Consider the following 12,926-nt stretch of genomic DNA (forward strand, 5'->3'; position numbering starts at 1 on the left):
CCTCACGGTTCATGGAAGTATCCTGCTTGGATTATAATAGTCTCGGTCTGTTATTTTTGTTTTAATAATATAGTTAACATAAAAAATGAGGTAAAACTTTTCATTTCTCATTCTAGCTTCACGACATTAACGATTGGATTTTTTATTGTTTTCTTATTCTCACGATTTGCAGGGTATGGTGATTTTTGGGTCGAGTTCATGGGGAACTCATACAATAGAGACGTGAAAAACTTGGTTGAAGAAAGCTTAGAGTTACTAGGTTACGCGATACTTTTAAACGGTGTTTTACTTATTAAAGTAGAAAATCACTAAGTATAAATAAGAGTTCAGAGCTTGTAGTTCAAGCTTTGAACTTTTTTGGCTAAAAAAAAGCAGCAAATTATATTTGCTGCAAATGATGAAAAAAACAATATGCGTAAGTTAACTTCCTAGCAATGGATGCGTTAACGAGTTAATAATAACGAACCGTAACAATTAAGTCTCGTTGAAAATAATCCATAAAGAATGGCATTTATTACACTGTTAATTATGTAACCTTATCTAATCTAGTTATCACACGCCGTCGTTTTTATATCTTATCTCTTTCCGTCAATAAATAGCTCTTCACATCAGATCCCATTTATCATCCCACAACAGTCGGATTCACAACAAAGCAATAAAAATCAATAAATTAGAAGTAGCCACTTAAAAAGTAAAAAGGAGTAAAAACGAAACTATGTCAGATAGAACATATTAAAGATCACCGGCTCTGAGTAGAAAACCGTTCATACTCGTTACGCATACAATCAATAAAGACTTCCATCGCCGGCGTCACACACTTCCCAGCATGATAAGCACAAAGTGGCTTGATCATCTGTGAAAATTCGGTGAACTCAAGCTCTTGTAAACTGCCCTCTTGCAACTCTTTTTCAACCGTAAAACGAGGTAAATAAGAGATACCAATATTACTCTCAACGCAGTTTTTGATCGTATTAATACTGCTAAGTTCGATCATGTTGTCGATGCTAATATCACGCTCCTGAATAATGCTCTCAAACATCTGTCGAAAAAGGCACTTAGGGCCATTGCTTATAAACCCTAAATCAATATGTTGCTCTCTCTTCTTTAAATCTAGCCCTTTTAAAAGCGGCGAAGCAACCAATACCAGTGGCTCCTGCTCAAACTCGTGGACCTTGAGCGTATCGTCATTACCTACTCGATAAAACACACCTAAATCAGCTTTATCCGCTATCAACTCATCTCGAATCTGATAGCAATTTTGTGATTGCAGAGAGAGTCTGACATTGGGCGCTCTGATCCTGAACTCTTTTAAAACATTAGCCATCTTATAAGCAAGTTGAGTCTCAGCAACCAGCACTTTCAATTCACCGGTCGGCTCCGAGTTTTCTTGCTGTGCTGTTCCCTCAATATTTTCCATCACTCGCGCCAGTTCATAGACGTAAGGCAGTATCTTTTCTCCTGCTTGAGTCAAAACCATCTTACGCCCTATTTTTTCGAACAGCTGCAAAGACAGATCTTGTTCCAACTGCTTGATTTGAAAGGTGACGGTTGATTGCGTGCAATAAAGCTTCTGTGACGCTTTTAGAAACGATCCTTCTTCAACAATAGCTTTAAAAGTAAGAAAGCGTTTTAGATTCATGACTAGACTCCACAACCAACAGTTCAATAAATTAAAAGTCTAAGTTTTAATTTATTCAATTTTTTAATCAATTGTAGCGAAGTATAGTGCAGTAAAAACAGGAGAGATAGAGATGACAGCCATCTACACCGCATTTTTTACTTACGTAATCATTACTTCAATTACACCAGGGCCAAACAACATTTTATCGCTCAGCATCGCGACGCAATATGGACTAAAACGCTCAACAAAAGTGATTTCGGGGATGTTTTGTGGCTATGTTGTTTTGATGCTACTTTGTGGCGCTTTCACGTATAACATGATCAGCCTCTTGCCCGTGATTACACCTTGGCTAACATGGATTGGAGCAGCTTATATTGTTTGGTTGGCTTGGGGGCTTGCTACGAGTGAGATCAAAACTTCATCGGATAATTCTAAAGGTATCAGTTTCTTAACAGGTTTCGGTTTGCAGTTCGTTAATGTGAAAATCATTCTTTATGGAATTACCTCTATTTCTACGTTCGTACTGCCCCACACTCAGAATATCTACTGGATCTTAGCGACTAGCCTCATTCTTGCTTTGATCGCACTTCTTAGCAACGTAGTTTGGGCCGTTGCAGGAAAGCTACTTCAATCGCAATTCCAGAGATATGGCAAAGTCATCAATATGAGCTTAGCAGCAGCTCTGATCTATTGTGCGACACAGTTATTTACTTAAGTATATAGTTGATCATCAAGAACAATATTGCTCTTCAACTTAGACGACTACGTTTATGTGAAGAGCAAATTCTGCTCTACAAATCGCTGCGGTTTCTCCTGCCCTTACTCGCTCCTCCCGCGCCTCCATACGGCAGTTTTTGAAGAAGTAGATTCAACGTAACTTAATCAACCTAAAGATACGAAATCTTGTTTAGCTATACATACACGGCCTTGGCGACCTCGGCAATAACTAAGTATTACTTAGTATACACAAATCAGAAAAACTAAGATAATCTTAGTCATCCAAGTCCTTCGTATGAACTTTAAGTGTTGTTTAATAACCCACTCCCAGCCCGCCTTAAGCATGCGCGTAAACAAGCGAATCTGTCCCAAAAAGCACTGGGCATCCGTATCGGCATGGATGATAGTTCTGCAAGTGCAAGGATGAATCAATACGAAAGGGAGCGCCATACTCCCGACGTAAAAACGCTCAAACTTATCGCAGATGAGCTAAACGTGCCTCTAAACTATTTTTTTTGTGAAGATGAAATCACCGCTGAACTTGCTGTGAATCTCCACAAGCTGTCAAATGATGACAAGCAAAGAGTGCTTGAGAGCACAGCCCAGCTGATTGCGGACGCAATCGCCACGAAGTCGAGTACGTAATTGGGATTAAACGCCTAAGAATACGTATCAATACCAAAGAATCAAAGAGCATAACTAAGGGTTCAACATGGCTACAACAAAAGCACTTGTGGTTTTTTCCGGTGGGCAGGACTCTACGACCTGCTTAATCGATGCATTAAATACATATGATGAGGTTCATGCTATAACGTTTGATTATGGCCAGCGTCATTCAGATGAAATAGATATCGCTATCGAATTAGGTAAGCAACTTAACATCAAAAGCCACAAAGTCCTGGATGTAAAATCAATTAATGAGTTAGCGATAAGCTCGCTGACAAGAGACAACATTCCGGTATCTAATGACTTAAGCGACGCTAACGTACCCAATACATTCGTTCCAGGGAGAAACATTCTCTTTCTTACTTACGCATGTATCCATGCTTACCAGCTTGGCATTCAAGACATCATTACGGGAGTCTGCGAAACAGACTTTAGTGGTTACCCTGACTGCCGAGACAACTTTATTCGCTCTCTAAATCTCTCTTGCAATTTAGGTATGGATAAAGCCTTCAACATTAAGACTCCTTTAATGTGGCTTACTAAAGCAGAGACCTGGGCTCTAGCTGATAAGCACAATATGTTGGAGTTTGTCCAAAACAATACGTTAACATGTTACAACGGAATCGTTGGTAAAGGCTGTGGTGAATGCCCAGCGTGCCTACTGCGACAAAGCGGCTTAGAAGAATACTTAGCGAGCAAATAGTCTTTGTTAGCGGTAATAGCGGTGGATAAAACCTTTTGCGTTAGCTTCTAAACGTTTTATCTCATCGTGAAACTCCAGCCAACAGAGCTTCATTTTGATGCCGCCAGATTGGTGGCATCAATTAAATGCGAAACGATTGTCGAACCAAAGATAGCACCACACCACAGCAGTCAACACTTCTTAGCTTTTACAACGCTATAAATTGTTTAGATATATCGACAATGTTTCGATAGCAAAGCTACCAACGGCATTACTCGCGAAACCGGAATTAGATAGAAAAGCTACCTCGAATGATGACGAGTCTCTCGTCTAAGCAATACTCAAATATTTATGAGTTTGAACAGACAAACGCCAATTGCGGGCAATGCACGTATCAATACACAATTGCGTAGCACGAGGCTTCTGGCTAATTGGTTGTAGTGCAATGATAGTCTCGGCCGCTACGTTCGCATTTGCTAAAAGGTCATCAAGGTGGTCGATGTCTTTCTGGGTGCCGACTGGATGCTTAATCTCATTTGCTCGCTCTAACGCGCTATTAAGCACTGGCAATTTACCTTTCATTGCCACTTTTGGTGACACTGTCACCCACGTATTTTCTGAAGTAATCACTTCTGATGTGCCACTGGTTTCAATTTGGCATTGGCACCCCATATCTTCAAACGCCTTTGTTAAAGGGCGCAGATCATAAATACAAGGCTCTCCACCAGTAATCACGATATGCTTAGCATTAAAGCCTTGCTGTTGATATTGCTCTACGATGTTCTCGGCAGATGCAACACACCACGTCGGAGAGTCTTCCGTTTTCACCAGAATATCGCCTATTTGACGTTGATCATTCTCATCTGCATACCACGTTTGTTTGGTATCGCACCATGAGCAACCAACCGGACACTCTTGAAGCCGAACAAAAACAGCAGGGACTCCAGTAAAAACCCCTTCCCCTTGGATGGTTTCAAACATCTCATTTAGCTTATACAACGCAGAACTCACTCAACTCATAACATTTCGAGGCGAAGACCATAATGGACACGCGTGTCTAGGTCAATTTAAACCAAAAATTAATTGTTAAAATAGACCATTTTGTAGTTTCATAGCGTAATGAATATAGGTTTCTGGTTAACGTTAAACCAAGCCTTATTCACTGACAGCTCCCAAAAAACTTTAAGGTAAGAAATGATGTATAAACTGATCGCACTAGATATGGATGGCACGCTACTCAATAGTGATAAAGCCATTTCTGAAGAAAACAAACAAGCGATCGCAAAAGCTCGAGAAGCAGGCGTTACTGTCGTTCTCGCTTCTGGTCGCCCATTAGAAGGAATGCAAGACAAGCTCGACGAACTGAATATCCATTCCGATCGAGATTTTGTTCTTTACTACAACGGTTCGATGGTCAAGAACGTAGGCACAAACGACATCATCCACCAGCAAATCATAGATGGTAAAGCTGCAAAATTGGTGGCGCGAAAAGCCGAAGAGCTAGGTGCGTACGTCCATGCTTTTAGTCAAGTTCATGGTTTAATCACCAACGAACACAACCCTTACACCGATATTGAAGCAAAGATAAATGGCTTAAATGTCACCGAGATGAACTTCGAATCACTAGAAGACGATCATCCAATCATCAAAGCTATGATGGTTGCAGAGCCAAGCAAACTAACAGAAGTTATAGCAGCACTGCCAGCTGAAATGCGCGAAGCGTTTACGGTTGTTCAAAGCGCTCCGTTTTTCCTTGAGTTTCTTAACCCTGCGAGCAACAAAGGTATTGGTGTTGCCGCAATTGCCGAGTATCTGGGAATTAAACCGGAAGAAGTTATCTGTATGGGTGACGCAGAAAATGACCACCACATGCTGAAATACGCTGGCCTTGGTATCGCGATGGCAAATGCAATGGAAGAAACCAAGCAAATCGCTGACTACATTACGGCAAGTAATGATGAGCACGGTGTCGCTAAAGCTATAGAAAAGTTCGTGCTCAATGCATAGCCCTTTCCGCCATGTCTGTTGCGTTAAGCTTCTTACGTTTAACACCCCTAGCCGTCCAAGATAGGCAAGCGGCGTTGTTCGTGGACTAAACGTGTAAAAGCCTTGCTGTAATGCAAGGCTTTGTTTTTACTCAAATACTAATAGATAACAAATACAGCCATCAATCTAGCAACGTTTTGCTCGGTTGGTTTTCACAAGTCAACTTTCTTGCAAGCAGCATAAATAACAACATTAATAATGGATAATGTAACGTCGACAAGACTAATGACCACAAACCGCTAAACGATACGATATTAGCCGAGTACAAATAGAGTTGATCAACAAGCGACAATGCCAGCGTCACAAAGATCATCTGCCGAGTATCTAAATGTGCTTTCGACTCTTTAAATGTCATGACCAACGCTGATGCAGTGATTAAAATTGCTAGCCAGCGACCAAACACAGGTAATGGCCAGATGACGGAGATGACCGCTGTTGCCGCAGTCATAATGAACCAGACGCCTTTTGAGCTTAGAACTTGATCAACGTTCACATCTTGATTTGTTTCCAATCGAAGAACATGCCAAGCCACCAAGCTGCCTAACAGCGCGCCAAATAACATATCTAAAATAAAGGCACTGCCGAGGAAAAACTTACCTAACACCACTGTAAGAGTGATGAACACGAAGACTGCCGTTGTTCCATTCAAACCGAAATACTGGGTTCTATGAAACAAGAACGTCAGAACACAAAACCACACAGCGATAGGCAAGCTAGGAAAACTAAAGCCAAAGCTGTGCGTTAACTCCATCATTGGTATATAGACATGTGGGCGCGGTAACGAAAAGCCTTGTTGAGCGACAAGCACCATAAGCGACGTTGCACTAATTGCAAAAAAGAGTCGGTACACAAACCGGCTACCAAAGCGCATCATGGCAAAAGGAAATAGAAAGAGTAGTACCGTCGGTTCTGTCAGGTCTATAACCAGTTTCGAGATCTGACTAGCTACCTCGTAACTCGTTTCTGACAACGCCCCTATCCAACTCTGTAAATCTATCAGCCACGCCAATTCAACCTGACGAAATGAAGGCGCGGATTCGATCAACTGAGTCACATAAGATACTGATTGCTTGGTAGCTTGATCAAAAAACTGAGTGGCTTGTGGCCATTGCTCAGGATAACGATATAAAGATGATGGTAATTCAGATGGGCTAAGCAGCATAGCTGACGCAACTTCTACTCCATAATGAGGGGCAAACCAAATAGGCAGTTCATTTCCACCTAAAGAATTATTCATAGAAAAAGCGATAATGTCAGAGTCTGATATACAGTCGTAAAAAACCGCAGTGTCCGTTCTGCCAAGCTCCTCTCCAACCGTAACCACTATACCGGTTTCTTCCCACGTTTCTCGTTGAGCAGCAACTTGTGGAGACTCACCATCAATGATGGTTCCGCCAGGTAGAGAAATCTTATCCGTTAATACTTCATGAACTAGCACTAACTTGTCATCAGCGCGAACAATACAGAGCGCTCCTTTAACTTCGCTCGCAGTGGCTTTAGCCGTAGAGATCGGTGAAACAGGTAACAAAATAAAACAAAGGATGAGTAATAACAGCTGTCTCAACACAAAATATGACCTTAAATAAACATAATGATAACCAATGAATCATGGCAGTTAATCTTATCTTTTTCGACAAAAATTAAGTAACGAGTTATGCCAAACTGAGTTGATCGCGTAAAACCCGATCTCAACGCTCACTGGAGAATAATTTAATGCAAACCTGACAAAAATCAGACAAAACATAAAATGTTGATCGCAATTCTGCCAGTTATATAAAGATAACGTCAGGACAAAGTCATACACATTTTGTGGGTTCTCATAGTTGACACAATAAAAAAGGGCTTATTATTCGCAAACAATAAACCCCAGTTATAATAACTATGTACTGATCGTTGAAACCAAGAATGAATCTTATCTCATGGTCAACGAATCAAATTCACTGGCCCGATCGTTAGTTAGACTTGCAATTCGCATCGCCTACTTTTTGCCAAACACCCCAAGGCCCTGAGTCTGCTGGATTATCACCTTGAGTCCACCACTGCGCTTGCCAAACTTTACCATTCCAAGTAACCGTATCTCCTTTGAGATACACTAAGCTGGCTTGCCATACAGTTGTACAGCTATCTGTGGGAGGCGTTGTCACCGTTTTCGCTTGAGCAGATACTAACGCTTGGTATTGTGTGCTGGTCTTATCAACGTTGAAGTTCAAAGCCACTCTTGCTTCTCCGCTCTGAGTAGCACCAAATTCAACATCAACACGACAACTTGCATTCATTGCTAACGTCGCCTGAGAGCACTGATCATTGGCAATAACAGCTGCATCAGTAACACCCGAAGCAAACGCGCGAACATTTTCCACAGTGAACGTGGTGTTCCCTGAATTCTGGATAACAAAGCTATGTTGCTGTAACTCCCCAACATTAAATGATGCCAGTGTCTGTTCGGTGGTGTATCCAACAGAAACATTTTCTTTTGGTGGTGTTGCTGTTCCGATAACACCATCGACAAAATTGCGCATAGCAGCGATATCGCTATAAACCCCATACATACCAGGACGAGCACAACCTATTCCCCAACTGACCACACCAAGTTGAGTAATTACACCACTGCGATTAATGACGATTGGACCACCACTATCTCCCTGACAAGAATCTATCCCACCTTGAGGAATACCCGCACAGAATGACACTTCTCCAACCGTTGTGTAGTTGCCACCGGCTTGACGGCAAGTCATATCCGACACACGTGGGACGTCAACCTCTTGCAATCGAGACGGAGAGCTTCCTCCTTCAGAAGTTCGCCCTAAGCCAGCAACACTAAGCCAATCTCCGATGCTCGCGTATTGCGTTAGACTGCCATTCGCAATCTCAACTGAAGAAACACCTTGAGGCACAGAGTCGAGCTTCAATACCGCGAGGTCATGAGAAAGCGTCGCGCGGCGATATGCCGGGTGCATATGGATCTCACTGACGTTTGCACGAACACCGTCACTACCGTTATAAACAACGCCACCGATTTTAACCGCTATCTGATTCGGAGAATCACCCTCAACACAATGCGCAGCAGTCAGGACGTAACCATTCCCGATATAACTGGCCCCACAATATGATCGGTTACCATAACGACTAACAATTTGGGTGTAGAATTTCCAGTCACGTGGGTCGGCAGTTACTCCGCCTACGATCTGGGGTTGGATAGTATGATTTTGCGTCCGTGACAAATCATCAGCACTTGCGAACATTGGCAAAACGGCTAAAGCAAGTAACGATTTTATTAGTTTCAAAATATTGTCCTCTTGTTTTTGTAAGCACGATCCTCGTGCTACTAATAAACAAGCAGACAAAAACGCCGATACCAATGTGGGTGCATATCAATTTGTTAACATTGCGAGCAACTTATAGAGAAAAGTCTATTGACGAACTGAATGATTTCAATTCGATAGAACCTAAATCACAATATTAAAGTTAAATACGATTATTCGTTCAGCGGTTTTCTTAAATAGTGGATATGATGTGCAAATCCTTGTTTTTCATACAAAGATATTGCGCCCTGGTTAAAATGCCATACTTCAACAAACATCTGTTTTGCACCGTAATCAGAGAACGTTGACTCAATTTTATTAATCAAAGCCTGCGCCGTACCTTGTTTTCGATATTCAGGCAGCACATAGAGCTCATCCACGCTTCCCATCATAACTGGCTGGCTGACGGTAGAAATAAGTTCACAGAAGTGACCAGAAATAAAGCCAATAATTTCATCTCCTTGTTTTGCTACGTAAACAAGGCACTCAGGGTCATCAATATATCGAGCAATGCTTTTTTCTTGTTCTATCTCCTCTGCCGTTTTGAAAAGCTCAGGAGATTGAAGATGATGCTCATCATGAAGCTCGAACATAAGATCGTTGAGCAACTCTAGGTCGCTAAAACACGCAGGTTTAATCGCAAACGTGGTCATACAAAGGGTCACTAAAAATGGAATGGCTGTAGTTTGTGAGGAAAACGTCGTATTGGCAAGTCACAAATGCTTTCACGATACGTTTGTACTGTTTGAGCAACAAAAAAGCCCCTGTACTTAATAAACGTACAGAGGCAGAACCAACCTACAGAGTTCGAGGATCAGGGGTTAGTTAGAATTGAGTTTTTCTCAGCGTCGTAGCACTCGCTCAATTTCGTTCAAGCTACTTGGGTCATCAATCGTTGACGGAACGGTGTATTTTTCACCATCAGCTATTTGACGTATAGTTCGACGCAAAATTTTACCTGAACGTGTTTTCGGTAAACGGTCTACAACCAACGCATGCTTGAAGCAAGCAACTGCACCTATCTCACTACGCACTTTGCCAACAAGCTCACCTTCAAGGTCTAGCTCATCCACTTTGACGCCGTCTTTCAGTACAACAAAACCAAGTGGAAGCTGACCTTTTAGATCATCGTGGATACCGACCACCGCACATTCTGCAATCGCTGGGTGGCCTCCTACTATTTCTTCCATTTCACCTGTCGACAATCGGTGTCCCGCGACATTAATCACATCATCAATACGTCCCATAATAAACAGGTAACCGTCTTCATCCAGATAGCCACCATCACCAGACACGTAGTAGCCTGGGAACTGGCTAAGATAACCAGTTTCAAAACGGTCATGATTACGCCAAACCGTTGGCAGACAACTTGGTGGTAGCGGACGTTTTAATGCGACAAAGCCTTGTTGGTTAGGCCCGACAGCCTCTCCAAGTTCATTCAGAATTTCGACCTGATAACCCGGAATGGGCTTCGTCGAAGAACCAGCTTTAACTGGCATCATTTCGACACCTGTCGGGTTGCCAGCGATGGCCCAGCCCGTCTCGGTTTGCCACCAGTGGTCAATAACGGGCTTGTCCGCTTTGCTCTGAACCCACTCCAGTGTCGGAGGGTCAAGGCGTTCTCCCGCCATAAAGATGTTTTTCAGATTCGACAAGTCGTACTGTTTTAAGTGCTCGCCTTCCGGGTCCTCTTTCTTAATCGCACGAAACGCCGTTGGTGCAGAGAACAACGCATCTACTTTATATTCATCACACACTCGCCAAAATGCCCCAGGATCCGGTGTTCGAACAGGCTTGCCTTCGAATAGGATGGTAGTGCAACCGTGAATCAGTGGAGCGTAAACAATGTAAGAGTGCCCTACTACCCAGCCCACATCAGATGCCGCCCAAAAGACGCCATCTTGAGGAATGTTATAGATTGCGCTCATGGAGTACTTCATCGCGACAGCATGGCCACCGTTATCACGCACAACGCCTTTCGGCTTACCTGTCGTACCCGATGTATAAAGTATGTAGAGCGGATCGGTTGCTAACACCGGAACACAACCATGTGGCAGCGCTTGGTTGTACTCTCGCTGCCAATCTAAGTCTCTATCTTGGTTTAGCTCAGCGTCGCACTCTGGACGTTGGAAAACAAACACTTTCTCAGGCTTCCAACGGCTGTCCATAATGGCTTTGTCTACCATTGGTTTGTATGGAATGACTTTGTTGATCTCAATCCCGCACGACGCCGTCATGATCACTTTCGGCTCTGCATCTTCAATTCGTACAGCAAGCTCATTAGGAGCAAAACCGCCGAATACTACGGAATGAATCGCCCCCAAACGCGCGCAGGCAAGCATCGCCATTGCGGCTTCTGGGATCATCGGCATATAAATAACGACTCGGTCGCCTTTTTCAACACCTTGAGCAGACAGCATGCCAGCAATTTTTGCTACTTGGTCACGTAGGTCGCTATAGGTGTACGTGGCTTTACGACCTGTCACTGGCGAGTCATAAATGAGTGCAGTATTATCACCGCGTCCTTGCTCGCAATGGTAATCTAATGCTAACCAGCACGTATTCATTACACCATCTGGAAACCAACGTTCTATGCCGTTTTCATCAGATTTCAAGATAGTTTTAGGAGATTCGAACCAATCGAGATTCTCCGCTTGAGCGCGCCAAAAACTCTCCGGTTCATTCTTCGCCCATAAGTATTCTTTTTCGTATGAAGACATATTGCTTCCTCCAGTATGTCCTGACATTGCTCTCGTTCTACTCAAAGATCGCTCTTTTAATCCAAAGATCGTCTCTTTTAATCGAAGACATAGAAGGGTACACGCACAAATCCCTCCATCAGTATTCTCGCACTTCGGCTCATAATGGCTTTTTGCACCACCCAGCCCTGCTCAGTTTGCTTCGCTTGTGCCCCAACTTTTAACGTTCCTGACGGGTGACCAAAAGTCACGGACTCTTTTTCACCGCCACCAGCGGCTAAATTCACTAACGTTCCGGGCACACACGCAGCAGAAGCAATAGCAACGGCTGCTGTTCCCATCATTGCATGATGTAGCTTGCCCATCGACAGCGCGCGAACGAGCACATCAATATCCGACTCATTAACGGCTTTACCACTTGAAGACAGGTAACTTTTCGGTTTAGAAACAAACGCTATTTTCGGCGTATGTTGGCGTGTTTGAGCTTCTTCTAAATCAGAAATCAGGCCCATTTTTAACGCGCCATATGCACGGATGGATTCGAACATCGCTAATGCTGTGTCATCGTTGTTGATATCGTCTTGCAGCTCGGTGCCCTGATATCCTATCGATTCAGCATCAATAAAAATGGTTGGTATGCCCGCGTTAATAAAGGTCGCGTTGAACGTACCCACATCCGGCACCACCAAATCATCAACTAAGTTACCCGTTGGGAACATACTTCCTTCGCCATCGGAAGGATCAACAAAATCCACTTGAATTTCTGCCGCTGGAAACGTGACACCATCGAGCTCAAACTCTCCGGTTTCTTGGACGAAACCATTGACGATTGGCACGTGAATCAAAATCGTTTTGCTTATGTTCACTTGCCAAACACGCACCGTCACAATTCCATTTTCTGGAATGCGGTCTTGTGGAATCAGCCCAGCATGAATGGCGAAGGGACCAACTGCCGCAGACAAGTTGCCGCAGTTACCACTCCAATCGACGAATGGTTTGTCGATCGACACTTGTCCAAACAAATAGTCAACGTCATGACCGTCTTGGCTACTGCGCGAAACAATCACTGTTTTACTGGTGCTGGAGGTTGCACCACCCATACCGTCGATTTGCTTCGCGTAAGGATCCGGGCTGCCGATAACACGTAACAACAGCTTGTCACGCGCGGCTCCAGCCATTTGCGCTTCTTGAGG

Annotated in this window: 11 protein-coding genes and 1 pseudogene; 5 read left to right on the top strand and 7 right to left on the bottom strand. The window is 43.3% G+C overall.

Features of this window, described 5'->3' with window-relative positions:
• Positions 1-312, top strand: a pseudogene (locus IQR33_RS34350) (hypothetical protein); the annotation flags it as partial.
• A gap of 427 nt (positions 313-739) precedes the next feature.
• On the opposite strand, the gene IQR33_RS25535 reads toward IQR33_RS34350, so the two are convergent.
• The gene (locus tag IQR33_RS25535; protein ID WP_017821689.1) at positions 740-1,639 is read right to left on the bottom strand and encodes a LysR family transcriptional regulator; all 900 of its coding nucleotides are present in this window, start codon (positions 1,637-1,639) and stop codon (positions 740-742) included.
• 112 nt (positions 1,640-1,751) lie between these two features.
• On the opposite strand from IQR33_RS25535, the gene eamB reads away from it, so the two are divergent.
• The 3 genes from eamB to queC all read left to right on the top strand — a co-directional run bounded on the left by eamB (position 1,752) and on the right by queC (position 3,707).
• The gene (eamB, locus tag IQR33_RS25540) at positions 1,752-2,336 is read left to right on the top strand and encodes a cysteine/O-acetylserine transporter (RefSeq protein WP_005388201.1); all 585 of its coding nucleotides are present in this window, start codon (positions 1,752-1,754) and stop codon (positions 2,334-2,336) included.
• A gap of 308 nt (positions 2,337-2,644) precedes the next feature.
• Positions 2,645-2,983, top strand: a complete 339-nt coding sequence (locus IQR33_RS25545) for a helix-turn-helix domain-containing protein (RefSeq protein WP_005388200.1) — start codon at positions 2,645-2,647, stop codon at positions 2,981-2,983.
• Positions 2,984-3,050: 67 nt separating this feature from the next.
• Positions 3,051-3,707, top strand: a complete 657-nt coding sequence (queC, locus tag IQR33_RS25550) for a 7-cyano-7-deazaguanine synthase QueC (protein ID WP_005377298.1) — start codon at positions 3,051-3,053, stop codon at positions 3,705-3,707.
• 309 nt (positions 3,708-4,016) lie between these two features.
• On the opposite strand, the gene queE is transcribed toward queC, so the two are convergent.
• Positions 4,017-4,667: a 7-carboxy-7-deazaguanine synthase QueE gene (gene queE / locus IQR33_RS25555; RefSeq protein WP_005377296.1), complete on the bottom strand. Its 651-nt coding sequence runs from the start codon at positions 4,665-4,667 to the stop codon at positions 4,017-4,019.
• A gap of 216 nt (positions 4,668-4,883) precedes the next feature.
• On the opposite strand from queE, the gene IQR33_RS25560 reads away from it, so the two are divergent.
• Positions 4,884-5,693, top strand: coding sequence for a Cof-type HAD-IIB family hydrolase (locus IQR33_RS25560; RefSeq protein WP_017821691.1), 810 nt, complete (start codon positions 4,884-4,886; stop codon positions 5,691-5,693).
• A gap of 160 nt (positions 5,694-5,853) precedes the next feature.
• Here IQR33_RS25560 and IQR33_RS25565 read toward each other — a convergent pair whose 3' ends face one another.
• The 5 genes from IQR33_RS25565 to prpF all read right to left on the bottom strand — a co-directional run.
• Positions 5,854-7,299, bottom strand: coding sequence for a bifunctional NUDIX hydrolase/phosphatase PAP2 family protein (locus IQR33_RS25565; RefSeq protein ID WP_193837347.1), 1,446 nt, complete (start codon positions 7,297-7,299; stop codon positions 5,854-5,856).
• Positions 7,300-7,684: 385 nt separating this feature from the next.
• A complete protein-coding gene (locus IQR33_RS25570; RefSeq protein ID WP_193837346.1) occupies positions 7,685-9,016 on the bottom strand; it encodes a trypsin-like serine protease in 1,332 nt (443 codons plus the stop codon).
• Between the two features lie 191 nt (positions 9,017-9,207).
• The gene (locus tag IQR33_RS25575) at positions 9,208-9,687 is read right to left on the bottom strand and encodes a GNAT family N-acetyltransferase (RefSeq protein ID WP_005377290.1); all 480 of its coding nucleotides are present in this window, start codon (positions 9,685-9,687) and stop codon (positions 9,208-9,210) included.
• Between the two features lie 189 nt (positions 9,688-9,876).
• Entirely contained in the window at positions 9,877-11,754 is a 1,878-nt protein-coding gene (locus tag IQR33_RS25580) for a propionyl-CoA synthetase (protein ID WP_182039219.1), read from the bottom strand.
• Positions 11,755-11,831: 77 nt separating this feature from the next.
• Positions 11,832-12,926 (bottom strand): 2-methylaconitate cis-trans isomerase PrpF (gene prpF / locus IQR33_RS25585; RefSeq protein ID WP_228014135.1); only part of this gene is annotated, 1,095 nt, incomplete at its 5' end.

Source organism: Vibrio sp. OPT46 (genome assembly GCF_015163535.1).
Lineage (GTDB): Bacteria > Pseudomonadota > Gammaproteobacteria > Enterobacterales > Vibrionaceae > Vibrio > Vibrio alginolyticus.

Bases quoted from the DNA above. Each gene is read 5' to 3' on its own strand.
- IQR33_RS25535 (WP_017821689.1), bottom strand. From the start codon at position 1,639: ATGAATCTAAAACGCTTTCTTACTTTTAAAGCTATTGTTGAAGAAGGA.
- IQR33_RS25580 (WP_182039219.1), bottom strand. From the start codon at position 11,754: ATGTCTTCATACGAAAAAGAATACTTATGGGCGAAGAATGAACCGGAG.
- eamB (WP_005388201.1), top strand. From the start codon at position 1,752: ATGACAGCCATCTACACCGCATTTTTTACTTACGTAATCATTACTTCA.
- IQR33_RS25575 (WP_005377290.1), bottom strand. From the start codon at position 9,687: ATGACCACGTTTGCGATTAAACCTGCGTGTTTTAGCGACCTAGAGTTG.
- queE (WP_005377296.1), bottom strand. From the start codon at position 4,667: ATGTTTGAAACCATCCAAGGGGAAGGGGTTTTTACTGGAGTCCCTGCT.
- IQR33_RS25560 (WP_017821691.1), top strand. From the start codon at position 4,884: ATGTATAAACTGATCGCACTAGATATGGATGGCACGCTACTCAATAGT.
- queC (WP_005377298.1), top strand. From the start codon at position 3,051: ATGGCTACAACAAAAGCACTTGTGGTTTTTTCCGGTGGGCAGGACTCT.